Origin of the sequence: Acinetobacter sp. 766875 (assembly GCF_000582055.1) — a bacterium.
GTDB classification, from domain to species: Bacteria; Pseudomonadota; Gammaproteobacteria; order Pseudomonadales; family Moraxellaceae; genus Acinetobacter; species Acinetobacter nosocomialis.
The window spans coordinates 152172-177599 of record NZ_JEXX01000005.1 but is presented as its reverse complement, the minus strand read 5'-3'; the positions used below and the strand labels follow the sequence as shown (position 1 = coordinate 177599).

At 38.5% G+C, this 25428-nt stretch carries 25 protein-coding genes; 6 read left to right on the top strand and 19 right to left on the bottom strand.

Going from position 1 to position 25428, the window contains the following annotated elements:
- On the bottom strand, positions 1 to 696 hold the full coding sequence (locus tag J576_RS07100; protein WP_002050065.1) for an MBL fold metallo-hydrolase: 696 nt from the start codon (positions 694 to 696) through the stop codon (positions 1 to 3).
- Positions 697 to 887: 191 nt separating this feature from the next.
- Between J576_RS07100 and J576_RS07095 the strand changes: the two genes are divergently transcribed.
- Together J576_RS07095 and J576_RS07090 are read left to right on the top strand one after the other, a co-directional pair.
- On the top strand, positions 888 to 2159 hold the full coding sequence (locus J576_RS07095) for a sigma-54 interaction domain-containing protein (RefSeq protein WP_002049959.1): 1272 nt from the start codon (positions 888 to 890) through the stop codon (positions 2157 to 2159).
- A 69-nt stretch (positions 2160 to 2228) separates the two neighbouring features.
- Positions 2229 to 3140, top strand: a complete 912-nt coding sequence (locus J576_RS07090) for a bestrophin family protein (protein WP_000637007.1) — start codon at positions 2229 to 2231, stop codon at positions 3138 to 3140.
- Positions 3141 to 3188: 48 nt separating this feature from the next.
- On the opposite strand, the gene J576_RS07085 is transcribed toward J576_RS07090, so the two are convergent.
- Genes J576_RS07085 through J576_RS07060 form a run of 6 tightly spaced genes read right to left on the bottom strand, consistent with a single transcriptional unit; the run spans position 3189 to position 10026 of the window.
- Positions 3189 to 4247 (bottom strand): 2,3-butanediol dehydrogenase, encoded by a 1059-nt coding sequence (locus J576_RS07085; protein ID WP_002050054.1) that lies wholly within the window; start codon positions 4245 to 4247, stop codon positions 3189 to 3191.
- 29 nt (positions 4248 to 4276) lie between these two features.
- On the bottom strand, positions 4277 to 5062 hold the full coding sequence (locus J576_RS07080; protein WP_002050086.1) for an acetoin reductase: 786 nt from the start codon (positions 5060 to 5062) through the stop codon (positions 4277 to 4279).
- Positions 5063 to 5088: 26 nt separating this feature from the next.
- Positions 5089 to 6492 carry a dihydrolipoyl dehydrogenase gene (gene lpdA / locus J576_RS07075; RefSeq protein ID WP_002050226.1) on the bottom strand — a complete coding sequence of 468 codons (1404 nt, stop codon included), beginning with the start codon at positions 6490 to 6492 and terminating at the stop codon, positions 5089 to 5091.
- A 10-nt stretch (positions 6493 to 6502) separates the two neighbouring features.
- Positions 6503 to 8029 (bottom strand): dihydrolipoamide acetyltransferase family protein, encoded by a 1527-nt coding sequence (locus J576_RS07070; protein WP_025467824.1) that lies wholly within the window; start codon positions 8027 to 8029, stop codon positions 6503 to 6505.
- A gap of 1 nt (position 8030) precedes the next feature.
- Positions 8031 to 9050, bottom strand: coding sequence for an alpha-ketoacid dehydrogenase subunit beta (locus J576_RS07065; RefSeq protein WP_002050012.1), 1020 nt, complete (start codon positions 9048 to 9050; stop codon positions 8031 to 8033).
- 13 nt (positions 9051 to 9063) lie between these two features.
- On the bottom strand, positions 9064 to 10026 hold the full coding sequence (locus J576_RS07060; protein WP_001177517.1) for a thiamine pyrophosphate-dependent dehydrogenase E1 component subunit alpha: 963 nt from the start codon (positions 10024 to 10026) through the stop codon (positions 9064 to 9066).
- Between the two features lie 364 nt (positions 10027 to 10390).
- On the opposite strand from J576_RS07060, the gene lipA reads away from it, so the two are divergent.
- On the top strand, positions 10391 to 11377 hold the full coding sequence (lipA, locus tag J576_RS07055; RefSeq protein WP_002049956.1) for a lipoyl synthase: 987 nt from the start codon (positions 10391 to 10393) through the stop codon (positions 11375 to 11377).
- Between the two features lie 157 nt (positions 11378 to 11534).
- Positions 11535 to 12674, top strand: a complete 1140-nt coding sequence (locus J576_RS07050; protein WP_000367581.1) for a helix-turn-helix domain-containing protein — start codon at positions 11535 to 11537, stop codon at positions 12672 to 12674.
- Positions 12675 to 12721: 47 nt separating this feature from the next.
- On the opposite strand, the gene J576_RS07045 is transcribed toward J576_RS07050, so the two are convergent.
- Complete coding sequence (locus J576_RS07045) at positions 12722 to 13474, bottom strand: iron-containing redox enzyme family protein (protein ID WP_002050092.1); 753 nt, start codon at positions 13472 to 13474, stop codon at positions 12722 to 12724.
- A gap of 320 nt (positions 13475 to 13794) precedes the next feature.
- Here J576_RS07045 and J576_RS07040 point away from each other — a divergent pair, with 320 nt between their 5' ends.
- On the top strand, positions 13795 to 15024 hold the full coding sequence (locus tag J576_RS07040; protein ID WP_002050016.1) for a GGDEF domain-containing protein: 1230 nt from the start codon (positions 13795 to 13797) through the stop codon (positions 15022 to 15024).
- Between the two features lie 100 nt (positions 15025 to 15124).
- Here the strand turns inward: J576_RS07040 and aroC are convergent, their stop codons facing one another.
- The 7 genes from aroC to J576_RS07005 form a co-directional block, all read right to left on the bottom strand.
- A complete protein-coding gene (aroC, locus tag J576_RS07035; RefSeq protein ID WP_002049848.1) occupies positions 15125 to 16216 on the bottom strand; it encodes a chorismate synthase in 1092 nt (363 codons plus the stop codon).
- 12 nt (positions 16217 to 16228) lie between these two features.
- On the bottom strand, positions 16229 to 17233 hold the full coding sequence (gene prmB, locus J576_RS07030) for a 50S ribosomal protein L3 N(5)-glutamine methyltransferase (RefSeq protein ID WP_002049811.1): 1005 nt from the start codon (positions 17231 to 17233) through the stop codon (positions 16229 to 16231).
- Between the two features lie 235 nt (positions 17234 to 17468).
- On the bottom strand, positions 17469 to 18674 hold the full coding sequence (trpB, locus tag J576_RS07025; RefSeq protein ID WP_002049824.1) for a tryptophan synthase subunit beta: 1206 nt from the start codon (positions 18672 to 18674) through the stop codon (positions 17469 to 17471).
- A gap of 36 nt (positions 18675 to 18710) precedes the next feature.
- Positions 18711 to 19898 (bottom strand): vWA domain-containing protein, encoded by a 1188-nt coding sequence (locus J576_RS07020; protein WP_002049806.1) that lies wholly within the window; start codon positions 19896 to 19898, stop codon positions 18711 to 18713.
- Between the two features lie 15 nt (positions 19899 to 19913).
- Positions 19914 to 20765 carry an AAA family ATPase gene (locus tag J576_RS07015; protein WP_002049937.1) on the bottom strand — a complete coding sequence of 284 codons (852 nt, stop codon included), beginning with the start codon at positions 20763 to 20765 and terminating at the stop codon, positions 19914 to 19916.
- Positions 20766 to 20794: 29 nt separating this feature from the next.
- The gene (locus tag J576_RS07010) at positions 20795 to 21181 is read right to left on the bottom strand and encodes a hypothetical protein (RefSeq protein ID WP_002050047.1); all 387 of its coding nucleotides are present in this window, start codon (positions 21179 to 21181) and stop codon (positions 20795 to 20797) included.
- Positions 21174 to 21479 carry a YcgL domain-containing protein gene (locus tag J576_RS07005; RefSeq protein ID WP_002049830.1) on the bottom strand — a complete coding sequence of 102 codons (306 nt, stop codon included), beginning with the start codon at positions 21477 to 21479 and terminating at the stop codon, positions 21174 to 21176. Before J576_RS07005 ends, J576_RS07010 begins: the two co-directional genes overlap by 8 nt.
- 440 nt (positions 21480 to 21919) lie before the next feature.
- Between J576_RS07005 and J576_RS19610 the strand changes: the two genes are divergently transcribed.
- Complete coding sequence (locus tag J576_RS19610) at positions 21920 to 22084, top strand: hypothetical protein (protein ID WP_000086293.1); 165 nt, start codon at positions 21920 to 21922, stop codon at positions 22082 to 22084.
- Positions 22085 to 22157: 73 nt separating this feature from the next.
- On the opposite strand, the gene J576_RS06995 is transcribed toward J576_RS19610, so the two are convergent.
- The 4 genes from J576_RS06995 to recR all read right to left on the bottom strand — a co-directional run bounded on the left by J576_RS06995 (position 22158) and on the right by recR (position 25420).
- Positions 22158 to 22499: a hypothetical protein gene (locus J576_RS06995; RefSeq protein WP_025467823.1), complete on the bottom strand. Its 342-nt coding sequence runs from the start codon at positions 22497 to 22499 to the stop codon at positions 22158 to 22160.
- 129 nt (positions 22500 to 22628) lie between these two features.
- Complete coding sequence (locus J576_RS06990) at positions 22629 to 22895, bottom strand: hypothetical protein (protein WP_002050225.1); 267 nt, start codon at positions 22893 to 22895, stop codon at positions 22629 to 22631.
- Positions 22896 to 23391: 496 nt separating this feature from the next.
- Positions 23392 to 24516: a ribonuclease D gene (locus J576_RS06985; protein ID WP_002049871.1), complete on the bottom strand. Its 1125-nt coding sequence runs from the start codon at positions 24514 to 24516 to the stop codon at positions 23392 to 23394.
- 307 nt (positions 24517 to 24823) lie between these two features.
- Positions 24824 to 25420 carry a recombination mediator RecR gene (gene recR / locus J576_RS06980; RefSeq protein WP_000490551.1) on the bottom strand — a complete coding sequence of 199 codons (597 nt, stop codon included), beginning with the start codon at positions 25418 to 25420 and terminating at the stop codon, positions 24824 to 24826.
- Positions 25421 to 25428 lie beyond the last annotated feature (8 nt).

Genomic DNA, 25428 nt, shown 5'->3' with positions numbered 1-25428 from the left:
TTATGATTGTGAAGTTGAGCCACAGGCCTGATTGGCAGGTAGCGCTTTATCGATTTGTTTTGGATATGGCAGATTTAAGTTATTCATCAATTTAATAAAATCTTCTCGTGAGCGATTCTGACCTAAACGTGAATTTTTTAAACGTTCATAACCAATCGTTGAAGACAAACGACCTTTATAGTCGTGTCCCGGATACACAATAGTTTCGTCAGGTAAGCTAAAAAGTTGTTTATGAATACTGTCAAAAAGTGTCCCTGCATTACCTTGCTGGAAGTCAGTTCGACCGCATCCATCAATTAATAATGCATCACCAGTGAAAACCATGTTTCCCACTAGATAACTCGTACAAGCATTGGTATGACCTGGTGTATAGAGTGCTTCAATACTGAGATTGCCGACTTTAAGCATGCAACCATCTGTAATTAAAATATCTCCGCAATTTACATCTGAATTACGGTGTAAAACCGATTTGCAATGAAAACGTTCACGAAGCAAATTCGCAGCAGTAATATGGTCTGCATGAACATGAGTATCTAAGTTATAGATGAGCGTAAATTGATGCTGCTCTAATTCTTTTGCATAAATCTCTATATCTGATGCAACTGGGTCAATTAAAACAGCCTCTCGTGTTTCTTCACATCCAAGCATATATGTATAAGTCGAACTTTCCTGCTCAAAAAACTGCTTAAAGAACATGATTTATACCCTAATAATTTATTTCTTTCCTATATTTTGCAAATAAGATGCCAATTATTTAAAATTAAATAATAAATATAAAAATTAAATACTTATAACATTTAATAAAATTAAAGATAGAAAAAGGAATCAACTTGATGTTCCTATGAAACTCAAGTATGTTTCAATGAAACGATTGTGAAACAAATAAAATGGCAAAGCTAAATTTTGAGTCAGAACAGGATTTTTATATTTTATTTGAGCAGCTTAAAGCTCTATTCTCAAATGTGATTCTGTTTTTAACGGACACATCTACTCAAGCAATTCACTATAAATTTAATACAGACGATATTTCTGTAGAGAGCATGGCAGCGCTTACTCAAGACCATCACAATCAATATCTTGAGATCAATACTCCTAAAATGAGAAAGCGATTTATCTATCAAGAACATGATATTTACATCGCGGAGCATCGCATTATCGGGAAATTGCATATTCTACAGCCCGTTAGCATAGAAAATGATATTGCTGATCAAGTAGAGCTAACAGAACAATTACAAGACTTAGCTAAAGTTTTTAATAGCTGTTCACCAGAAATGGCTCGTATGTTTTCAATTATTCAAAGGGTGGCAATTACTGAGTTTCCAGTGCTTGTTCGTGGCGAATCTGGTAGTGGGAAAGAACTTGTAGCACAAGCAATTCATGATTATAGCCAACGTAAAAATAAGATTTTTGTAGCGATTAACTGTGCTGCTTTAAATTCAAATATTTTAGAAAGTGAACTCTTTGGACATGTGAAAGGTGCTTTTACAGGAGCAATTCGTGACCATAAAGGCGTGTTTGAACGTGCCGCAGGCGGAACGCTGTTTCTGGATGAAATTGCCGAGATTCCTTTAGAGCTTCAAGCTAAATTATTACGGGTGTTAGAAACAGGTGAATTTACCCCTGTGGGTGGTGAAAAACCGATTCAGGCCAATGTCCGAATTATTACCGCAACACATAAAGCTTTACGCGAAGAGGCTAAGGCTGGGCGTTTCCGTCATGATTTACTCTACCGTTTACGCGTAATTCCAATTTTTATACCGCCACTCAGAGAGCGAAAAGTCGATATTCCTCTCATTGTTGATCAGATTTTAAAAGAGAGCTCCACTCAACTCGACACAATGCCTCGCCATGTTAATCAAAAAGCCATGCAAGTTTTATTGAACTATGACTGGCCGGGAAATGTTCGTGAGCTTAAAAACACCCTGCTTTATGCTTTAACAATGGCAAATGGTAAAGATGAAATTGAAGTCGAAGACTTACCAAATGAACTATTAAATGCAGATGATTACGTTAAATTACCCGAGACAAATGCAGAGCTTAGTCCAGAAAATGTGCAAGCAGCTTTAGAAAAATATAACCATAACCTGAATATGGTCGCGAATATTTTTGGAATTAGCCGCACTACTCTTTGGCGATACAGACAAAAGCATAAGCTTTAGCTAGGTATTTAGCTCGTCTAAGGCGTATCATATTGCACTTGGTTAGGTTCGTTAGTTCAAAGGCTTTATATGATTGTTCGTGATAAAAGCAATGTATTTAAACTCTTATTTGCTTGGAAAGGAACAATTTTGCCGAAGGTTTTGCCTGCACTGAGTTTTGTTGTACTTATTTCAGCCTGTGTGGTCTGGCTCTCTTATTATCATTGGATTCAAATTCCCACCGTACCCGCGATCGGATTTACCATCTTTGGTGTGATTCTGTCCATTTGTACAGGCTTTAGAAATAACGCATGTTATGACCGTTGGTGGGAAGGCCGCAAGCTCTGGGGTGCTTTAATTGCCAATGCCAGACATATTGTTAGAGATAGCCATGTTTTATCTAATGAACAACGTGAACATTTAATTCATCAGGTCTTAATTTTTAGTAACTTGTTGCGTGATCGTTTACGTCAACAAACAGTCGAACCCACCAAATTTCTTGAGCATGCCTATTTAAATAACTCTTCACTTAATTATTTAAATGAGCATATTAATGCACCGCAGTTTGTACTCGAAAATATTCAAAAAGATTTAGTTAAAATACTAAAGGACGGCGAAATTAGTGACATTATCTATGGCACTCTGACACGCCATATTGTTGAGCTAGGTAATATTCAAGCGGGTTGTGACCGAATTGCTGGGACACCTTTACCCTACTCATATTCAGTACTTTTACACCGTGCCGTTTATTGTTTCTGTTTCATATTACCGTTTAGCCTTGAAGCAGCTCTAGGTATTTGGACACCGCTTATTGTCGGCTTAATCGCTTATATGTTTTTAGGTTTAGATGCCTTAAGTGCTCAAATTGAAGAACCTTTTGGTTTGCAAGAAAATGATTTACCGCTCGATTCTATTGTGCGTTTGATTGAACGTGAGTCTCTAAGTTCTTTAGGACAGCCATTACCCCCTATTATTGAAGCTCAAAACAACAATTTACTTTAATAAAAAAGAGCGAATCATCGCTCTTTTTTTATAGGCTTAAGTGTCTATTTATGGATGTACGATAATCTTAACGGCTGATTCATTGTTATGAATTAAGGTTTCAAAACCTTGTGAAATCAAATCATCAAGTTGAATGCGCTGCGTAATAAAAGGTTCCAGATTTATTTTACCTTCTTCAACCAGTTTAATAGTCTCCTGATGGTCATTTACATAGGCAATTGTGCCTCGTACATCAAGCTCTTTCATTACTACACTATGCACATTAATTGATGCTGGATGGCTCCAAATCGAAACAATAACTATAACGCCTGTTGGTTTCACTGCAGCAACCAAAGTATCTAATACCTTGTTAACGCTACTACATTCAAACGCGACATCGACACCCTCTCCATTAGTAATTTTCATGACCTCAGAAACAACATCAACTTCAGACGGGTCTAAAATATAATCTGCAACACCCGACTCTTTGGCTTTTTCTTTACGTTTGGCACTTAGTTCGGTAATGATGACCTTAAGACCTTTCGCTTTTAAAATTGCCGAAAGCAATAAACCAATTGGCCCCGCACCGCCAACCAGTGCAATATCACCGGCCTTTGCACCACTACGTACGAAAGCATGATGACCCACCGATAACGGTTCAATTAAGGCTGCCTGATCCAGTGGAATTTTATTAGAAATTGGATGCACCCAACGGCGTTTAACTGCAATTTTCTCCGATAAACCACCACCACGACCACCTAAACCAATAAAGTTCATATTTTTGGAAAGATGATAATTATCGCCCGGTCCAGTCGGTACATCATCTGCCACAATATAAGGCTCTACCACTACATGCTGACCAATTTCAATATCATCAACACCTTCACCTACGGCATAAACCACACCTGAAAATTCATGTCCCACGGTAATCGGTGCAGATTCACCTGAAATAGGATGCGGATGTCCACAAGGTGGAATAAAAATTGGTCCTTCCATAAATTCGTGCAAATCTGTACCACAGATTCCACACCAAGCTACCTTAATGCCTACAGTGCCGGGAGTGACTTCTGGTTCAGGAATATCTTCAATACGAATATCACCTCTGTCATAAAAACGCGCTGCTTTCATTATTATCTCCCTCAAATCAGGATGTTGTTTTAGCGATAGACAATTCCGCCGTCCGTTAAAATGGATTGACCCGTTATATAGTCCGAATCTTCACTTGCCAGAAAAGCAACTAATGCAGCTACATCATCTGGTGTTTGGGCTCTACCTAAAGCAATGCCTTCCACATATTTTTTATAAGTTTCACCTATAGCGGCACCGGTAATTTCAGCAAAACGTTTATCAATTTCAACCCACATGTCAGTTCCGACAATTCCGGGACAATATCCATTTACCGTAATACCGTGACTGGCATATTCTTTTGCCGCAGCTTGGGTAAGTGCTCGTACCGCAAATTTGGTTGCCGAGTAAATACCGAGTAAAGCAAACCCGTCGTGGCCTGCAATTGAGCAAGCATTAATGATTTTACCTTTATGTTCGCGTTGTTTAAATTTTGCAGCAGCAGCCTGTATTCCCCACAGCACTCCACCAATATTAATATCAACAATTTTTTGGAATTCGTCGGGTGTGACATCAGCAATCGCTTGGACTTGTGCAATTCCAGCGTTATTAATCATGACATCAAACCCACCAAGAGTCTGCTCAGCATGATTTATAGCGGCATACACTTGCTCGCGGTCACTTACATCAGCAATAAATGTGCTCGCATTTACATCTAAAGCCTGAATTTCCTGCTGCACATCGTTTAGTCGATCTTGTTTCATATCCACTAATGCAATATGTGCCCCTTCTTGCGCCAAGCGCAGGGCAATCCCACGGCCAATGCCTTGAGCTGCCCCAGTTACTAAAGCGACTTTATTTTTTAATCCCTTAACCATGTTCAACTCCTGTAAATATAGAATTTCTACATATGAATCGCTCGTTGCATTGAAGCCAAAATGGATTCATGCATGGCTTCTGATAATGTTGGATGCGGGAAAATCACTTGAGCTAAACTTTCATCAGTTGCTTCTAGGTATTTGGCAATCGCAAATCCTTGGATATGTTCGGTCACTTCATGGCCGACCATATGTGCACCAAGTAATTCACCCGTCTCTGCATGTACCACCGTTTTAACGAAACCTGACGCATCTCCAATTGCCAAAGCTTTGCCATTTGCAGTTAAAGAAAATTTGCCGATTCGTACAGGTAAGTTCTGAGCTTTTGCTACATTTTCTGTTAAACCAATGCTCGCCACTTGTGGATGAGTAAAAATACAACCCGGAATCTGGCTACGATCGAGTGAATGGACGTTTGCTACACCAGCAATTTTCTCGACACATATCATGGCTTCATGGCTTGCTTTATGAGCGAGACACGGTGCTCCAGCAACATCACCAATGGCATAAAGTCCTGCTACGTTGGTTTTACAATAGTCATCAATTGCCACAAATCCTTGTGGATTGAGTTCTACACCTAAACGTTCTAGTCCTAGCCCCGTGGTATTCGGCTGTACACCAATTGCCGAAAGTACACGCTCAAAAACAAGCGTTTGAACATCATTTGCCGTTTCAACTACACAGTGAACTTGACCATTTTCAATTTGAATACTTTGAACGACAGCATCGGTTAAGACTTTCATTCCTTTTTGTTCAAATTGTTTTCTGACAAATTGGGCAATTTCTGCATCTTCGGTCGGTAAAATTTGTTTAGCCAAATCAATTAATGTTACCTGACATCCCAAATCTTGATAAAGGCTAGCAAACTCACTACCAATTGCACCTGAACCTACAACCAGTAAACTTTTTGGTAACTGCTCTGGAACAAGCGCTTCTTTATAGCTCCAGACATATGTTCCATCGACAGGAAGTTGAGGAACATGTCGAGCTTTAGCTCCAGTTGCCAAAATAATATGCGGTGCACTTAAAGCTTGACTGTTTCCTTGAGCATCTGTCACTTCAAGTTTTTCTTTTGCCATAAGCTGAGCACGACCATTAAAAACCGTCACCTGATTCTTTTTAAGCAAGTAATCAATACCTTGTACTAATTGAGCTGACACTTGTCGGCTATGTTGCACAAGCTTTTGAATATCAAAATCGAGTTGGGATACCTGAAAACCAAACTGTCCGGCATGTTTAAACTGGGTTGCGAGCTCTGCCCCTGCAAGCAAAGCTTTGGTTGGAATACAGCCCCAATTTAGACAAATTCCGCCTAAATGTTGCTCTTCTACAATTGCGGTTTTTAATCCGAGCTGGGCTGCACGAATTGCAGCCACATACCCACCCGGTCCCGCGCCAATCACAATTAAATCAAATTGAGCTTCTGACATGGGGGTTCTCCTACACCAAAATTAAAGCAGGGTTTTCAACAAACTGCTTAAAGCTGGCCAAGAATTTCGCCCCAACTGCACCATCAATGACTCGGTGATCGCATGACAACGTCGCTGTAACAATCTCACGAACCACTACATTGCCATTTTCAACAACAGCACGTGATTCAGAAGCACCTAATGCCATAATTGCACCTTGCGGTGGGTTGATAATGGCATCGAACTGTTTAATGCCTAACATTCCTAAATTTGAAATGCTAAAGCTACCTCCCTGAAACTCATCAGGTTGTAACTTGCCAGTCTTGGCACGCGTTGCCAAATCACGCATGTCATCGGAAATCTGTGCTAAAGACTTCTGATTTGCTGCTTTTACAATAGGTGTAATTAAACCGTTTGGAATCGCTACGGCCACTGAAATATCCGCTTGAGAGAACTGTAAAATTGATTGAGTCGCCTCATCAAATTGAACATTCACCTCAGGTACTTTAATCAGTGCCGCCGCCGCCGCCTTAATTAGCATGTCATTAATAGAAAGTTTCACTTGTGGAACAGTCTCATTAATCTGCTTACGTAGTTTTTGCAAAGCCTCTACGTTAAGATCGACCACTAAGCGGAAATGCGGTGCGTTACGTTTTGCCGCCTGTAACCGTGAAGCAATCGCTTTACGCATCCCATTCATCGCCACCGTCGTAACGGTTGATTGTGGTTGAGTTGCACATTGCACAGGTTGTTCATTTACCGATGTTGGGTTATTACGATAGTAAACTGCCTCAACATCTTCTTTACAAACACGACCACGAGTACCTGAAACACGACAGTCATTTAGGTTAATGCCCCACTGCTTTGCTAAACGACGTGCTACAGGCGTCGCTAAAACTTGGCTATCATCGGCCGTAGATTTAACCACTTTAGCTTGAGTTTGCTGCTTAACATCAGGCCATTGACCACCAGCAGCCTGTACAGCCTTCTGGATGTCTTGAACACTAATGCGGCTTTCACGACCAGAACCTGTGACTTTCGCTAAGTTCACATTGTGCTTTTCTGCAAGCTTTAAGGCATGCGGTGTTGTAAACAACTCATCAGATGTTTGATAGCCTTGCAATGATTCCGGTACATCGTAGTCACCTTTAGCTACCTTTGCAGGAGCTGGAGCACTTGCAGCTACAGACTGTGGTTGTTCGGCTTTTTCAGCAACAGGTGCAGATGTTTCCGCTTTATTTTGCTCCGAAGGTGCTTGAGCTGCTGAACCACCTAGTGATGCGATAAACTTTTCAATTTCTGCATCAGAAACTTGGCTTTCAGCACATACGGCAATAAGACCACCAACAGGTAAAGTGTCACCATCTTTCGCTAAAATTTTACGGAGCGTTCCAGCAAAAGGTGCTTCTAACACATTGACGATTTTTGTGGTTTCAATTTCACAAATTTCATCGCCTTTATTAAAGCTATCACCCTCTTTAATCAACCATTGGGCGATCGTGCCTTCTTCCATGGATAATCCCCATTTTGGGATCTCCAGCGTTTTAATTTCGCTCATCCTAAGCCTCCAATGTTTTTCGCACAGCTTGCTCAATACGCTCTAGACTTGGAATCCATTCTTTTTCTAAAACTGGAGAGAATGGAACAGGCGTATGTGGTGGCGTTACGAGTTCAACAGGTGCTTTCAAATAGTGGAAACCTTTTTGGGCGATCAGGGCAGCAACATCATGACCAAAGCCACAGCGTGCTGCTGATTCATCCACAATAACCACACGCCCAGTCGATGCGACAGACTCTAAAATTCCTTCTTCATCTAGAGGTGAAATTGTTCGAGGATCTACGACTTCAACCGAAATACCATCTTTTGCCAGTTTGTCTGCAACCTCATTGGCACGGTGTACCATCAGGCCTAAAGCAATAATGGTCACGTCTGTCCCTTCACGGGTGTAATTTGCTACACCAAAAGGAATGGTATAGGCATCATCTGGAACTTCGCCTTTAATGTCATAGAGCATTTTATGTTCACAGAACACTACAGGGTCATCATCACGAATAGCCTGAATTAACAGCCCTTTCACATCATATGGGCTAGATGGAACTACAACTTTTAAGCCCGGAACCGCAGCAAATACGTTATACGGTGACTGAGAATGCTGAGCTGCTGCAGAGAAACCCGCGCCGATCATGCCACGTACAACCATGGGTGCTTTTGCTTTTCCACCGAACATATAACGGAATTTAGCGGCTTGGTTATAGAGCATGTCATGACACACGCCGTAGAAATCCATAAACATTAAATCGGCAACAGGACGTAAACCTGTTGCAGCAGCACCAGCGGCCATACCGATAATTGCAGACTCGGTAATTGGCGTATCAATAACACGTTCCGAACCAAATTCTGTCCATAAACCTTTGGTTACGCCCAATACACCACCGAAACCTTCTAACTGGTTTTCTTCAGTGTTTTTACCACCGTGCCCACCGCGAACATCTTCACCAACAACAAATACGGTTGGATCACGGCGCATTTCTGATTCAATGGCTTCTTTAATTGCATTACGAAAACTTTTATTTGGCATCTTTACTATTCCTTTAGTAAGAGACATAGACGTCAGTAAGGAGTTGTTCTGGTTTCGGATATGCCGCAGCACGAGCTTTTGCAACGGCATCATCAACATTTGCCTTTGAAGCTGCATCAATCTCGTCTAGTTTGGCTTCATCAATTTTGCCTTTGACTTTCTCACGGAAAATTTTCAAAGGATCTTTATTTTCTTTAATGAACTCGACTTCTTCTTTAGAACGAATCAAGCCAGGATCACCTTCGAAGTGACCGTAAAAGCGGTTTGTAATGGTTTCAATCACACTTGGACCTTCACCACGGCGTGCACGTTCAATGGCAGTTTGTGCGGCTTCATAGACAGCAAAGAAGTCTGTACCGTCAACTTTAACTGCCGGTAAACCAAAGCCTGCTGCACGACCAGCAATATCTTTGCTTCCTACTGCGTAATCATGACCAGTCCCCTCACCAAAACCGTTATTTTCAAAAACAAAAATTACTGGAAGTTTAAGAACAACAGCCATGTTCATCGCTTCAAAAGTAAGGCCTTGGTTTGAACCACCATCACCTGTAAAAGACAGTCCGACGCCACCAGTCTTTAAGGTTTTCGCTGTCAAAGCTGCACCAATTGCTAAAGGAGGTCCACCACCCACAATCCCGTTGGCACCGAGCATACCTTTATCTAAATCGGCAATATGCATAGAACCGCCTTTTCCGCGGCACAGCCCGTCATCTTTACCAAAAATTTCCAGCATCATGGCGTGAATGTCGCAGCCTTTTGCAATACAGTGTCCATGTCCACGGTGTGTTGAAGTGATATAGTCTTTGTCGGTTAGATTTTCACAAATACCGACTGCAACAGCTTCTTCTCCGCTATATAAGTGAATAAAGCCGGGAATATCACCATTGGTATTTTCTTCATGAAGTCGATCTTCAAATTCACGAATATCACGCATGCGTTTATATGCTGCGAGTAATTGCTCTTCCGTTAATTGCATATCCTTTTCCTTTATTATCTTGATTATTAAAAATCAACCAAGTTTCAGCGAGTTCTATATATTTCGCTATAAATAATAAAGCTCAATTTAATTTAATATGCTATTAGACTAAAAAGTTTAAAATAAGTTTTTTAGCTATTATTTTTTATTTTTCACTAACTTACACCGCAAAAATAAAATTAAAATATTTTAATAAATTTCATATGATTGCAAAACAAACCTTTAACCAACCTTTATTAATTTATAATATTTGCTGTGCACTATACGCATTAATGAATTCTTTATTTCTTATTTATAGAAATAAGGTTTTTTATTATAACTAGTCTAGTTGCAAATTTATTTAATATAAAATGGAATTTTATATATGGACTTAAAAAGGCAAATAGAGACAGGTATTAAGTTAAGAGGAATAGATAAAGTTTCTCGTATTCCTATTAAAATTTTACCTACCGAAGAACTACCTAAAAAACCTGAATGGATTCGAGCAAAAATAACTGATTTCGAAGAAATTCAACGTATCAAAAATTTATTACGCCAACAAAAGCTACATAGTGTTTGTGAAGAGGCCGCATGTCCAAATCTACCTGAATGTTTTGGCGGTGGTACGGCAACATTTATGATTATGGGAGATATTTGTACAAGACGTTGCCCTTTCTGCGATGTAGCACATGGTCGTCCAATGCCTTTAGATGAAAATGAACCTAAACATCTAGCTGAGACGGTCGCTAACCTAAACTTAAAATATGTAGTCATTACCTCTGTAGACCGTGATGATCTACACGATGGTGGTGCAGCACATTTTGTGAAGTGTATTGAAGAAATCAGAAACCGTTGTCCAGATACGCTGATTGAAATTTTAGTTCCGGACTTTCGTGGCCGTTTAGAAACAGCACTCTCTACATTAAGCTTATCACCACCAGATGTGTTTAATCATAATATTGAGACAGTGCCGCGTTTATATAAAGCGATGCGCCCCGGTTCGGACTATCAGCATTCGTTAAATTTATTAAAACGTTTTAAAAAATACTGTCCTGATATCAAAACTAAATGCGGCCTAATGGTAGGGTTAGGAGAAATTGAAGCTGAGGTTATTGCTCTACTCAACGATTTAAAAGATCATGATGTAGATTTAGTGACTATTGGACAATATTTGCAGCCCTCTAAATCACATGCACCTATTCACCGGTTTGTGAATTTACAAGAATTTGAAAGATACACACTGCATGGCAAGCGTTTAGGCTTTAAAAATATCTGGAGTGCGCCAATGGTCCGTTCTAGCTATTTTGCCGATCGACAATATTTCGGTGAATCTGCACCAAAACCATTTTCAAGAGAGGACGTTTTGTCATAGGACGAGGCGAAATAACAAAACTTACCCAATAGGATAATAGTCAAACTGTTTAAAATTATTTAAGGTAAATGAAATAACGAGGAAATAGTCACAATAAGAAAGCTAAACCTGTTGAGCGGCCACGGATACGCCATTTCAACGATAAAGGAACTTCGATATGGATATGTCAAAACAATTATTATTACCTTCTACAGACAACCTTCCGTCTTTCTTTAGACCGGAAACAATCTCGGAAACACCTTGTTTAGGAAAAAAGCCGTCACTCGATCTAGATGCGGCTCCTATATTTGATCTAGATCACGAATGGCAACATTCCTTATTTGGTCGTTCAATCCAAGAGTGCCATAGAAATTTGATGCATATTGCTGAAGATGCAGATATGGCAATTGGGGTAACTGACCCTCATGGTACTTTACTCTGGACATGGAGTAGTACACCTATGCGTTCATCTGCTGAACAAGTCCATTTTGTTGAAGGTGGACAATGGTCAACTCAAGCGGTTGGTCAAAATGCAATTGGTCTTGCCCTAAATACACATTCAGCAAGTTGTGTTTATTCACATGAAAATCAGATGAACAGCGTTAGAGATTGGGTATGTTATGCAGCGCCTATCACCGATGCAAATACAGGTCAGTTTTATGGCATTATGAACTTATCAACTAAATATCAAAAGCATAACTCACTTGGAATTTTAGCGGTTGAACGCTGTGCCGATATTGTAAAACAAGCCATTCAACTTCATCAAAAAAACATTTTATATATTAAGGCGCTAGGCACACCTAAAGTTCAATACAATCAACATGGCTTAACACTCACGCAGCGCCAAATCGAAATTTTATGTATCCTTGCTTTATGCCCGGAAGGCATAAACCTAGAAGAGCTTCACTATGCTTTATATGGCGATCGACCAGTGAGTACCACTACACTAAAAGCTGAACTTTCACAGCTTCGAAACCTGATTCCCGATGTTATCGAGTCACGACCATATAGACTTAACTGTGAAATTCAATGTGACTTTCTCATGGCTGAACAAGCACTAAACTTAGGTTTTACTGCAACCACTTTAACACTGTATAGAGGTAGTTTTTTAGCCAAATCAGAAAGTCCATTTTTGTGTGCTTGGAGAGATTGCTTTGATGCCCGCTTGAGTCATGTTATCTATCAAATTGATGATGTAGACCAACTATTACGTGTGGTTAGCCGCGTTCCCGACCGTGTTGATGCTGTTGAACGCTTACTTGAGCTTCTGCCTGAAGAAACACCTTATCGGGCAAAGCTCTTAAAATTGCTTGAATAAAATAAAAGGGAGAATATCTAACAATATTCTCCCTCTTTTAAATGAGATCAAGCAGAGGCTTGCAGCTGTACTCTATAGCAATCATCTAAAGCTAATTCATAATATCGCAGCCCTTCTTCCGCCGCATGAAATGCTTTTTGCTGCCAATCAGGTCGGTCATTTGACAACCGCTTAATCAACTCCATGGCTTCATAAGGATGTAAATCATCATAATGAGCATGAGCACGTAACCATGCTAAAGAGCGTTTATCAATAGTGACCTCAGGATGCTCTGTATAAGCGTGAATACCTTTATAAACTTGAATAGACCAATCACCTGTCGCCCATTCAATTGCCAAATTGGTCGCAGCCAAACATTCAGCCAAGTTACCGCGATGACTCATATTCCATAAAAAGTGATTCACAGCATTCATTGCAGCTGGGGGGCGCACGCTATCAAGCTGTTCTACAGTTAATCCAAAACCTTTAGCCCAATCACGATACCACTGTAGATGGCGCTCTTCGACCTTAATATTTTGAATTAACCAGTCTCGTGTTTCTGTTACACCTGGTTCTGCAAAAGCAGTTGCTTTAGCTAACGCACCAGCCATATATGACGGGAAATGCGCTACCAATGGATAGAAATTAAGTAAAGCATAACGGAAACTTTCTAGGCTCAATCCCCCATTGGCCATTTCAGTAAAAAACGGATGTTTACTCACCCGTTCCTTCACTGGTAAAAGATCCTCCCAAAACCGCTGAGACCATCCATTATGCGGCGTAATTTCTAAACTCATTCCATATTGATTTAGAGCAGTCATTGCTAATTTTCCTATTTATATGACAGCAATCATCTGTACTTCACGGCTATAAGTCTATCCGAAAATGATAAAGATACAATCTTTAATCGACCATTTGTAATTTTTTCTCAAAGGTTTTGAATCTTTAGATAATTGTGACGCTAATCATTGAAATGTCGTGATTTTTATCACAATAAGGGCCTATAAAAATCATTACTTTTTTAAAAAATCTGTATTATTATTTTGAATAAACCACACATTATATAACCAATACTTTTAGATGGAACTTTAATAAAACAAGTCGCATTTTATGCCAACTTCCAATATAGAGAGCATTAATTATGAAGTTGCAAGGTTCCAATATATTGGGACAGGAACAAATAGATTTATTAACCACACGCGGATTGAATTTCGTATGGTTTCCAAAGCAACTTGAAACGATCTATCGTTTTCAATATCAAAATGGTGCAGCCTATGAGTTTCGCTATAGAGCACCTATTATTTTAATATTATATTTATTTTTAAGCTTTGGTATATATCAAGTTTTACCAACCGACCAAGTTTTATCCTGGTTAAGCTATTATTCTTGGGTAGGCATAATTGTTTTAATCGCATGGATTTTATCATTTATTAAAAAATTAAATCAGTGGTTTGATTATTACGTCGGAATTGGATCTGCTGCTGCAGTTGCCATAACATTTATTTTAATTAACGTTTTAGAAAATGGCCAAGATAATGTTCTTTTTCATGCAGCAATGATGTATGCAATTGTGATTATCTACGGGGCGGTAGGTATGCGCTTTTATACTGCAATCATTGCAGGATGGGTCGGTGGCCTTGTTGGTATTTTAGTCAGTACCTATGTAAAAGGCGATATAGATTGGACGTTTTTGAACCGCACATATACGTTTAGTAGTTTCTTAGGCATGACTCTTGCCTACGCTACAGACCGTCAGCACCGTGAAAACTATTTACAAAACTGTATGATTGAGCTCAACCGTATTGAACTCATGCAACAAGCGCAGCAGTTGTCTTTGCTTTCACAGCAAGATGCTTTAACTGGACTTGCTAACCGACGTTATCTTGATGAAACACTTGACAATGAGTGGCGTCGTGCACTGCGCCATGAAACACCACTCACGATTATGATGGTTGATATTGATTTCTTTAAACCCTATAACGATACATTAGGACATCTTAAAGGCGATCAGTGTTTAAAAGATATTGCGACTGCTATTTCTTCAATTGCTGCTCGTAGTGGAGATTTAGTTGCTCGCTATGGCGGCGAAGAGTTCTTACTGCTCTTCCCTATGACGAATGCACAACAAGCTCAAATTCAAGTCGAAAGATTAATGAATGCAATTAAAAAAATCGCCATTGTTCATCCATGTAGCAGTGTTTCACCATACGTAACCATTAGTGCGGGTGTGGCAACAACAATTCCACGTTTAAATGATTCAATTTCTGCTTTTGTTAGTCGTGCTGATCATGCGCTCTATCAGGCAAAAACAAATGGCCGTAATCAGTATCAAATTGCTGTAAATCAAGAACAAATTGTAGATTTAACCTGATAATTAGTTAAAAGATATATATTTAATTAAAAAATTGCTCTCAATAAAAAAGCCACATACTTTAAATTATGTGGCTTTTTTTAGTTAACGAGAGCTAGAACTATGGTTCAATTGGTGCAAATGGAGGAACAACATCCGCGTTTTGAGCACGATGACGTAAAAAATGATCCATTAGCACAATTGCTAACATTGCTTCCGCAATCGGAGTTGCTCGAACGCCCACGCACGGATCATGACGGCCTTTAGTTAACACATCGGTATCTTCACGATTTAAATTAATCGTTTTACCAGGAGTTGTAATACTTGCAGTCGGTTTTAGTGCAATTGCTACACGAATGGTTTGACCACTTGAAATACCACCTAAAATACCACCAGCATGATTCGCTAGAAAGCCATGACTAGTCAATTCGTCACGTGTTTCATGTCCGAACTGTCCCGCTACAGCAAAACCATCGCCGATTTCAACGCCTTTAACTGCATTAATACTCATCATTGCATGTGCAATATCAGCGTCTAAACGGTCAAAAACAGGCTCGCCCCAACCTACAGGAACTTTCTCAGCTAAAATTTCTAGCTTAGCGCCACAGCTTGTACCTTGTTCACGTAAAGACATAACCAATGCTTCAAAACGAGGAACAGCATCTACATCGCCACAGAAAAAAGGATTATTTGGAACTTCATTCCAATCTAAGTTTTCAGCAACTTCATTACCAATTTGAGTCACATGACCACGAATCAAGACACCAAATTTTTCTGCTAAATATTTCTTTGCAATAGCACCCGCTGCAACACGCATAGCAGTTTCACGAGCACTTGAACGACCACCACCACGATAATCACGGAAACCATACTTTTGTGTATAAGTATAATCCGCATGACCTGGTCTAAAGGTTTGCGCAATATTTCCATAATCTTTCGATTTTTGGTCAGTATTACGAATAAGTAAACCAATTGGAGTACCAGTCGTCTTACCTTCAAATACACCTGAAATGATTTCAACCTGATCAGGCTCTTTACGCTGAGTCGCAAATTTTGATGTACCCGGCTTACGACGGTCCAAATCTATTTGCAGATCTTCTTCGGTTAATGCAAGACCTGGCGGCACGCCATCAACAATTGCCATTAAACCAACCCCATGCGATTCACCGCATGTAGTCACACGAAAGAGTTGTCCAATAGTGTTCCCTGCCATACGTACAACTCCTTAAGCTTGTTCTGCAAATAGTTTTCTATAACGACGACATTGTTCAGCAGTCAACGCAAAAATACCTGAACCACCTTTTTGGAAAGTCAGCCAGTTAAACTCAACTGTATTGAAGTTTTGACGCATTGCCCATTCAGAGTTGCCCACTTCAATTACAATTAAACCATCTTCTGTTAAATAATCTGCCGCTTGAGCTAACATTTTACGAACCAAGTCTAAACCATCTTGACCTGCTGCTAATGCAAGTTCAGGCTCATGTAAAAACTCTTCCGGTAAGTCAGCCATATCTTCGGCATCAACGTACGGCGGGTTACTTACAATTAAATCGTACTGATTTTCAGCTGGGATTTTTGCAAACAAGTCAGATTCAAGTAACGCAACTTGATATTGTTTATTGTGATGTTCAACGTTAATTGATGCTACTTCTAAAGCTTCTTTAGAAATGTCGGTTGCATCGACTTCTGCATCTGGATAAGCATAAGCTAAAGCTACTGCAATACAACCAGAACCCGTACACATGTCTAAAATACGTTGCGGTGTCTTAGGCTTGCTATTTTCTGGTAAGTTGTTAAGTGCTTCACGCATTTGACCATTTTCATCTAAGCAATATGGTGCAAAACGTTGCTCAATTAATTCTGCAATTGGTGAACGAGGAATAAGCACACGCTCATCGACATAAAATGGCTTATTGAAGAAGTAAGCTAAATTTAACAAATAAGAAGTTGGAATACGCTCATTAATACGACGCTCCAACAAGCTTAAGAATTCTGCTTTTTCACTTGGTAAAAGTTTAGCATCTAAAATCTCTGAATCTGCTGACCATTCAAGAGATAAGGTTTGTAAAACTAATGCAGAACTTTCTGCAAAATAATCTTCAGTGCCTTGTCCTAAATGTGCATCATGTTGACGTAATGCTGATACCCCAAAACGAATAAAATCTCGAATTGTTGATAAATTTTCAGCAGCTTCCTGTAAATGTTCAGGGCTAATCGTCGGTCGCTCCACTTAGGCGTCTCCAAAGGCAAATTTTGCAAAGTGACTATTCTACTGAGTGAGACAAAGCAACGCAACGCTTTGCCTTGTGAACCAGTGTTTTACATCTCAATCTGTAATAATCTCAACTTAAAATTAGAATACTTTGTTTTAGTTAAGAAATAATGAAGTTTATAAGTAGCAGTATTGTAGTCTCTAAAACAAAAAAGCGGCCATTATGATTGACCGCTTTTCTTGTTTAGTTGACTTAAAGCTTAAGCTTTTCTGCAACATAGTCTGAATCTTTGTCTCCGCGACCAGAAAGATTAACCACAATCATGGTTTCTTTCAGCAGCTTTGGCGCTTCACGTATTGCCCATGCCACAGCATGTGAGCTTTCGAGTGCAGGAACAATACCTTCAACTCGTGATAGGGTCATAAACGCATCTAAACATTCTTGATCTGTTGCAGTGCTATATTCCACACGTCCTAAATCTTTTAAGAAACTATGTTGTGGCCCAACACCAGGATAGTCCAATCCTGAAGCGATAGAATGCACCGGCAAAGGTTCACCAGCCTCATTTTCAAGTACATAACACGCCATACCATGAATTTGACTTGGTTTACCTAAGGTTAGGGTTGCGGAATGCATGTTTGTATCTAGCCCATGTCCAGCGGGTTCAACTCCAACAAGTTTTACATCTGGATCATTTAAAAATGCTGTGAAAGCACCGATTGCATTTGAACCACCACCCACACATGCCACCACATAATCTGGATTTTTACCAAAGCGTTGATGCGTCTGTTCTTTAATTTCATTACCGATAATTGATTGAAAATCACGAACCATTTTTGGAAATGGATGTGGCCCAACCACAGAACCAATGGCATAAATAAAGTTTTTAGGGTCTTTTAAATATTCTTCAAATGCGCTATCTACAGCATCTTTTAAGGTTGCTGTACCACGAGTTACCGATACCAAATGAGCACCCAAAATTTTCATTTTGACCACATTTGGGTGTTCTTTTTCAATATCGACTTGACCCATGTGGATTTCACATGGAATACCCACTAAAGCACATGCTGTTGCCAAAGCAACCCCATGCTGACCCGCACCCGTCTCGGCAATCACTTTCTTTTTGCCCATATACTTAGCAAGAAGAGCCTCACCTAAACAGTGATTAATTTTATGAGCACCCGTATGGTTTAAGTCTTCACGCTTTAAATAAATTTGTGCACCACCTAACTGTTCTGAAAGGCGTTTTGCATGAAATAAAGGACTTGGACGACCTACATAATTTGCAAAGAGATCTGATAATTCATTTTGAAACTCTGGTGTATGGCGGATTTCTTCATAAGCAACATTAATTTCATCCATTGCTTCTTTTAAATGTGGAGGAATAAATTGCCCTCCATACTCACCAAAAAATCCTTGCTCATTTGGTAAAGCAATACCATTAATTTGATGTTGCATATCATCCCTCTTTTTAAATTATTAAAGTTATCAAGTTTATCGAGAAAGGTAACGCGTCAAATCCTCAATGCCTTTTAGAGTCATTGGGTACATGTGGCTTTCAAAAATCTCTTTAATCCAACCAATTGTTTGGGTGTAATGCCAATACCCTTCTGTTTCAGGGTTTAACCATGCTGTTTTATCAAAATGCTGACGAAGACGACGTAACCAAACTTCACCTGCTTCATCATTCATATACTCAACCGAGCCACCTACCGATTTCAGCTCATACGGTGCCATACTGGCATCACCTACGACAATTACACGATAGTCACGTCCATAGGTATGAAACAAGTCCCATGTGTTCATGCGAGTCGCTGTTCTTCGGTAGTTATCTTTCCAAACGTAGTCATAAAGACAATTATGGAAATAAAAGTATTCAAGTGTTTTAAATTCTGTTTTAGCTGCGCTGAATAACTTTTCACATTGGGCAATGTGCGCATCCATCGAACCGCCGACATCAAACAACATCAGTACTTTAATTCGATTACGGCGCTCTGGCACCATTTGAACATCCAAGATACCTTGCTTGGCTGTTTCTCGAATTGTTCCATCAACGTCTAGCTCTTCGGCAGCGCCTTGCCGGGCAAATTTGCGTAAACGTCGTAAAGCAATTTGCATTTGGCGAGTACCAAGAACTTGGTCATCATCTAGATTTTGGTATTTACGCTGTTCCCAAACTTTAACCGCCGAACGTTTACGGCCCGGCCCACCAATTCTGACGCCTTCCGGATGGTCACCAAAAGCACCAAAAGGTGAAGTTCCACCTGTGCCAACCATACGGTTACCACCTTGGTGTTTTTTATGCTGTTCACGTAAACGCTCTTCTAGCATTTTCATCAGTTCTTCTAAAGAACCTGCTTTTTGAAGCTCAGCTCTTTGCTCTGGTGTTAAATGCTTTTCTAAAAGCTCTAAATCGAACCAGTCTTTTGGTAGTTTATGGACTTGCTTGAGTAATTCATCGATATCAAAGGTTTCTATGCCATCAAAGTAATCTTTCATGGCACGATCGAACTTATCAAAAAAGCGTTCATCTTTAACTAAAATTGTTTTAGCAAGTTGATAGAACTCTTCTTGATCGGCAAAAACTAAACCTTCACTCACCGCACGATTTAAGTCAATCAATTCACGGGTCGTGACTGGAACACCATATTTTCGTAAGGTGTAAAATAACCGCACAAACATGGGTTATTCCCTCCTTTAACGTCGCGACATGAAAGCCAAACGTTCAAGCAGTTGCACATCTTGTTCGTTTTTAATGAGTGCGCCATACAAAGGTGGAATAGCTTTTGATGTATCTCGATTACGTAGTACATCTTCTGGCATATCATCTGCCATAAGCAGACTCAACCAATCGATCAGTTCAGATGTAGATGGGGGTTTCTTCAAGTTAGGAATTTCGCGGAGTTTGAAGAAAACTTGCAGAGCTTCATTTACCAAAGTCGCAGAGATATTTGGGAAATGTACCGAGATAATTTCGCGCATCGTTGCTTCATCTGGAAACTCAATATAGTGGAAGAAGCAGCGACGCAAGAACGCATCTGGTAATTCTTTTTCATTATTTGAAGTAATAATTACGATTGGACGTTGAGTCGCCGTAATTGTTTCGCCTGTTTCATAAACATAAAAAGACATCTTATCAAGTTCATGTAACAAGTCATTTGGAAACTCAATATCTGCCTTATCAATTTCATCAATTAAAAGCACACAGCGCTCTTCACTGGTGAAAGCTTCCCACAGTTTACCGGGCTTAATATAGTTCTTAATATCGTAAACACGATCATCACCCAGTTGACTATCACGCAAGCGAGACACAGCATCGTATTCGTATAAGCCTTGCTGTGCCTTAGTTGTTGACTTGATATGCCAAGTAATGAGTTTTAAACCGAGGCTTTGTGCCACTTGCTCAGCAAGTAAAGTTTTACCTGTACCTGGCTCACCTTTAACCAATAAAGGCTTTTGCAAAGCGCGGGCTGCTTTTACAGCAAGTTTAAGACTATCAGTCGCGATATATTGATCTGTACCGGTAAAATGTTGGGTATCAGCAGACATGTAGAGACCTTATTTTTCTATTTCAATGGTTAGATGGAACGCATGCTTTTGTTTGTTGTATATTTTGACCAACAATAGCCAATAAGCAAACCTAGACCGATTACAAACAGAATTAAGGATAAATTTGACCAGATTAAAGGACTGTCTTTAGTTAACACACCAAACAATAGCCCAAAAATAGCTGGGGCTACAGATGCATTAGGTCCTTCCGAAACGGTTGGTGTCACCAAAATGGCAAAAACAACTAACCAGCTTATTGCGCCAAAAGTAGCAGGTAGGCGGCGCATTAAACGCCACCAACACCACAAAGCAATAATAGCGCCAACGCCATAAGCTGTTAAAGCAATGATCTCCTCAGGAACTGCATCGAGAGAAGAAAGTAATTGATTTAGAACTCCAGCTTGATCTTCACGCACCACGTAAGCCCTCTGGTTCAACTGCATTTGGGTTAATTAACCCTTCTGGCGGCATCTGAATAAAGAAACCTTTTGTTTGTAATGAGTCTAGAACATGTAAAACATTTACACGCGCTAATTTACGTGTTGGAGCCAATTCTAAATGCATGACAAACGTTGCACGACCAAATGCTTGTAAAACAGCTTCTGGAACTTTTTCAAACGGATCAGCTTGCTCCGCATCATCAGGATAGTTTGGACGAGCAATATAAATGTACATTTCATCTTTTTTGCTCGATCTATAAATATCACAGTGCATTTCAAATCAACTCTTGAACTAAGGACAGCATACATGAAAAAAAACAACAGACACACGTAGGTTTGTTTACGCATCAGTCGTTTTTTCTTTTCTCGCGAAATATTAACCCACAACAATCATTAAGGTCGATAAATAACTTTTAATTTTCTAAAGTTTTAAATTTTCCAACCTTTATTAACGTATTAATTTTACATAAAAAAGCTTTTTATCAACTTTTATAAAATGAAAAAATTACATTTTGAAAACAATAAACTTAGTCTTAAACAAATTAAAATTATCTTAAAGAATTGAAAATAATAAATTTTTTTCAATAAAAGTTAAAATAAGATTTAAAAAAGATTCAAAGTATGCATACACGATAAGACATTATTTAACCGATTTTAAATTCGAATGTGTTTCAATAATAAAAGATCTTAAAAGAAAATATGGAGGTCTTTGCTATGTCTCGTGGCGACAAATCATCTTACACAGCAAAACAAAAGCGTCAGGCTAAACATATTGTTGAGAGTGAAGTAGATAGAGGTCATTCTCAAGAAGAAGCTGAACGTATCGCATGGTCTACTGTCAATAAACAAGATGGTGGCGGCAAGAAAAAATCACATTAAAATTATTACTGGATACTTCTTTAGTTAAGTTAAGGACTAAAGAAGTATCTTATCAATAAGTTAATCAAAAGTTTTAAAAGACTCTTGAGCCCTGCATATAGTCATTACTCACCTGATTTAAGGCACACAAAATTGTGCTGTGGTTTTCAGTAAGTAAGGCTTCATTTAAATGATTCATGTAATTCATTAATGTTTCTTTAGAAGCTTGTGCAAACTCAGTAGTTACCGCTTCATCTTCATATAAAATGACATAACTACGAGCAAACCCATAAATAAGATAAGCTGCGGCTTTTTCATTTAAATTTGAAGATTGCTTAAGATACTGCTCACACGCATTTTTTAAGTTTTTAAATGCATCTGTACCAGTCGCTTGATTTTTGAAAGATGAAAGTATTGTTTGGAAGTTCATATCCATATTCCACTCAAAAAGTAAAGCTACAGAAGAAGCATAAACCTGTCAAACAATATATTGATTTTTATAAATTTAGATTGTAAAAAATTATAAGAAACGCCCTAATCTATGGGCGTTTGAATAGATTAAAGCTTAGAAACTGACTTCAATATTGACGGTTGTACCAGACTGATCAATATTGGTTGAAACGTTGAAACCTCGTGTCTTTAGCTCTTCCTCTACTTGCGTAATATGTTCAGGATGCAAAGCATCTATTGGAAATTGAAACACTGCTCGACGTTTACCTTCTTTCGAGACTTGCTCAGTTCCAGATAAGATTTTTTCCAACAATATTGCTTGGTCTATTTTGACATCTTTAGCATTTTTTCTTGCCTGTTCAGCATTAAAATTATTAGTCATGTTTATCTCTCTAGTTATTAGTAACTTTCATTTATAACATAAAAAATTAATCTAAATATTAACTTATTATTGATTTTAAAAACTTTTTAAGACTTTATATATAAAATTAGAGGCCTCCTCTCCCCGAGAAGGCCTCTATATTTCTGCACCGAAACAAACTTATAGTTATATATTGTTTATTTTGAAATTGTTTTTCTTGTAGCTAAGAATATACAGACCTGTATATATACGCAATTGAATTTTTCTCACGCATAAAGTTAATTTAATTCAGCATAATCATATAAAATTAAGATGAACTCATATTTATAGTATTTAAACTTCAAAACAACCTAAATATATAAAGTATAACTAAACAAAAATTTAAGTTTATAAAGATAGCCTTATAAAAAGGCTTATTTTTAAAGCAAGATTAAATACAAGAAGTTGAATAAATATTAATCAAATAAAATATTTTTTAAATACAAAGTGCATTTAAACTAAAAACACCTATTTAAATTTAAAATAAGAGACTTGCTTTCTCTTCTGTAAATAGCTCAATAAGAGGTTTAGTGAGTAATTCATAGCGCCAACCTAACAAATAGTCAGGTAAGTCTTGTTCATCACCTTTAGAAAGTACATGTTGATGAATTGCATTTAACCATTTCTTACGAAGTAAAACTTCTTTCGGAATGGAAGTCTGCTCTATTGCGTTTGCAATTAATGCATCCATTTTATCTAATGTTTCTTTTGATGTAATTTTAAAAGGTTTAGCAATTTTAGCTGGCCATTGCCCTTCTACTGGTAAATCCTTCAAAAGATCCAGAATAATTTTGCCATATTCACGAACAACATTGGGACGGATATCTCTTACTTGTGATAACTGGAAATTATTACGTGGATTTTTTTCAACCAAATCAATCATTGTAGAATTTCTAAGGATAAAACTACGTGGTTGATTGGTTGCTTTAACTATATGTTCACGCCATTCACTTAAATTTTGCAATTGCATTAATTGACGGCGTGAGTGTCGATAATTACCTACATCTGTATAGAGTAATGGTGTTGGTGTTTCACTAATAATTTCTTTGGTTAAACTGCGGCAGTCTTCAAGAACACACTCATAAAGACCTTTTTGCTTAAGCTGGTCCTTAATATGGTTTGCTAACTGCATAAGGTATAGGACATCATTTGCAGCATAACATAACTGTTGAGGTGACAAAGGTCTTGCTAACCAATCTGATCGAGTTTGATCTTTTTCAATGTCGATTTCTAAACAAAGCTTTAAAGCACCTTGATAACTGACTTGTAAACCATGCCCTAAAAAAGAAAGTCCAACTTGGGTATCAAAAACATTTAATAGATTTTGTTCATCGGCATAATGATAGATTAAATCAATATCCTCACCGCATGCATGAAAAATATTTTGTTGAGCAACAAAGATTTTTTTCCAAAAATCTCTTAAGTCTAACGACACGCCATCCAGCAAATATACATTTCCGTTAACATTAACTTGACATACTCCAAGTTTAGGCCAAAGGGTATCAACCTTAATAAATTCTGTATCAAGTCCGTACGTTGAACATTGATCCATTTGTTGAAGGACATCAACCAATTCGGTTTGCTGTTGGATAAACTGAAACATGCTTTCTCAAGTAACTGCAAAGAGTGCTTTAAACTCTGGTATATATAACATAGCAATAGAAAAATGCTACTGAATCCATGATGAATAATCTATTTTTGAACAATTTTCCAAAAAAGAGATAATTTTTTGATCATTATTTTAAATTTTTCAATTTAAAATCCTTATAAAAATTTATTTTTACTAACGGCTTTTTTTAATTTATATATTCACTCAGTAATTTTTTAAAAATATGTTTTTGTCTTTTAAAAAGATTTTTTAATAATAAAATTTTTATTTTAAAAAATCTTTGAAATAAGCACCGAAGTACTTATTTCATACGCATACGGTTATGCACCGCTTGACTTAATGTATGACTATCAACATATTCAAGCTCACCACCTTGAGGTACACCTTGAGCAATACGTGTCATATGAATAGGTAAATGTTTCGTCGCTTCAACCAAATAGTGCGCTGTCGCCTGACCTTCTACAGTGGCGTTAGTTGCCAAAATGACTTCTTCGATAGTGCCTTGGCTTAAGCGTTGAATTAGGTAAGGAATACCTATTTCCTCTGGCCCAATCCCATCTAATGGAGAAAGATGCCCACCCAATACATGGTATTTACCACGGAAACTACCACTTTGTTCAATTGCCATAACATCTGCCGGAGATTCAACCACACATAGCAGTTGATCATCTCTTTCTGTTGAAGCGCAAATATCACAAATTTCGTGCTCAGTTAAAGAGTGGCAAACACTACATTCATGAATATAACTTGATGCTTCATGTAGAGCATGCGCTAAAGCAAATGCACCTTCACGATTTTTCATCAAAAGATGTAAAGCCATACGTTGAGCCGACTTCGGTCCAACGCTAGGCAAAATACGTAAAGCTTGAACGAGTTGTTCAAATCTATCACTAAACACTGAATTTC

Coding starts and splice junctions, on each gene's coding strand:
- J576_RS07050 (WP_000367581.1), top strand. CDS start 11,535: ATGGATATGTCAAAACAATTATTATTACCTTCTACAGACAACCTTCCG.
- J576_RS07065 (WP_002050012.1), bottom strand. CDS start 9,050: ATGCCAAATAAAAGTTTTCGTAATGCAATTAAAGAAGCCATTGAATCA.
- J576_RS07020 (WP_002049806.1), bottom strand. CDS start 19,898: ATGTTTGTGCGGTTATTTTACACCTTACGAAAATATGGTGTTCCAGTC.
- J576_RS07040 (WP_002050016.1), top strand. CDS start 13,795: ATGAAGTTGCAAGGTTCCAATATATTGGGACAGGAACAAATAGATTTA.
- lpdA (WP_002050226.1), bottom strand. CDS start 6,492: ATGTCAGAAGCTCAATTTGATTTAATTGTGATTGGCGCGGGACCGGGT.
- aroC (WP_002049848.1), bottom strand. CDS start 16,216: ATGGCAGGGAACACTATTGGACAACTCTTTCGTGTGACTACATGCGGT.
- J576_RS07085 (WP_002050054.1), bottom strand. CDS start 4,247: ATGAAAGCAGCGCGTTTTTATGACAGAGGTGATATTCGTATTGAAGAT.
- J576_RS07015 (WP_002049937.1), bottom strand. CDS start 20,765: ATGTCTGCTGATACCCAACATTTTACCGGTACAGATCAATATATCGCG.
- J576_RS06985 (WP_002049871.1), bottom strand. CDS start 24,516: ATGTTTCAGTTTATCCAACAGCAAACCGAATTGGTTGATGTCCTTCAA.
- J576_RS07095 (WP_002049959.1), top strand. CDS start 888: ATGGCAAAGCTAAATTTTGAGTCAGAACAGGATTTTTATATTTTATTT.
- J576_RS06995 (WP_025467823.1), bottom strand. CDS start 22,499: ATGGATATGAACTTCCAAACAATACTTTCATCTTTCAAAAATCAAGCG.
- lipA (WP_002049956.1), top strand. CDS start 10,391: ATGGACTTAAAAAGGCAAATAGAGACAGGTATTAAGTTAAGAGGAATA.
- J576_RS19610 (WP_000086293.1), top strand. CDS start 21,920: ATGTCTCGTGGCGACAAATCATCTTACACAGCAAAACAAAAGCGTCAG.
- J576_RS07090 (WP_000637007.1), top strand. CDS start 2,229: ATGATTGTTCGTGATAAAAGCAATGTATTTAAACTCTTATTTGCTTGG.
- J576_RS07070 (WP_025467824.1), bottom strand. CDS start 8,029: ATGAGCGAAATTAAAACGCTGGAGATCCCAAAATGGGGATTATCCATG.
- J576_RS07080 (WP_002050086.1), bottom strand. CDS start 5,062: ATGGTTAAGGGATTAAAAAATAAAGTCGCTTTAGTAACTGGGGCAGCT.
- J576_RS07060 (WP_001177517.1), bottom strand. CDS start 10,026: ATGCAATTAACGGAAGAGCAATTACTCGCAGCATATAAACGCATGCGT.
- J576_RS07100 (WP_002050065.1), bottom strand. CDS start 696: ATGTTCTTTAAGCAGTTTTTTGAGCAGGAAAGTTCGACTTATACATAT.
- J576_RS06990 (WP_002050225.1), bottom strand. CDS start 22,895: ATGACTAATAATTTTAATGCTGAACAGGCAAGAAAAAATGCTAAAGAT.
- J576_RS07005 (WP_002049830.1), bottom strand. CDS start 21,479: ATGCACTGTGATATTTATAGATCGAGCAAAAAAGATGAAATGTACATT.
- J576_RS07045 (WP_002050092.1), bottom strand. CDS start 13,474: ATGACTGCTCTAAATCAATATGGAATGAGTTTAGAAATTACGCCGCAT.
- trpB (WP_002049824.1), bottom strand. CDS start 18,674: ATGCAACATCAAATTAATGGTATTGCTTTACCAAATGAGCAAGGATTT.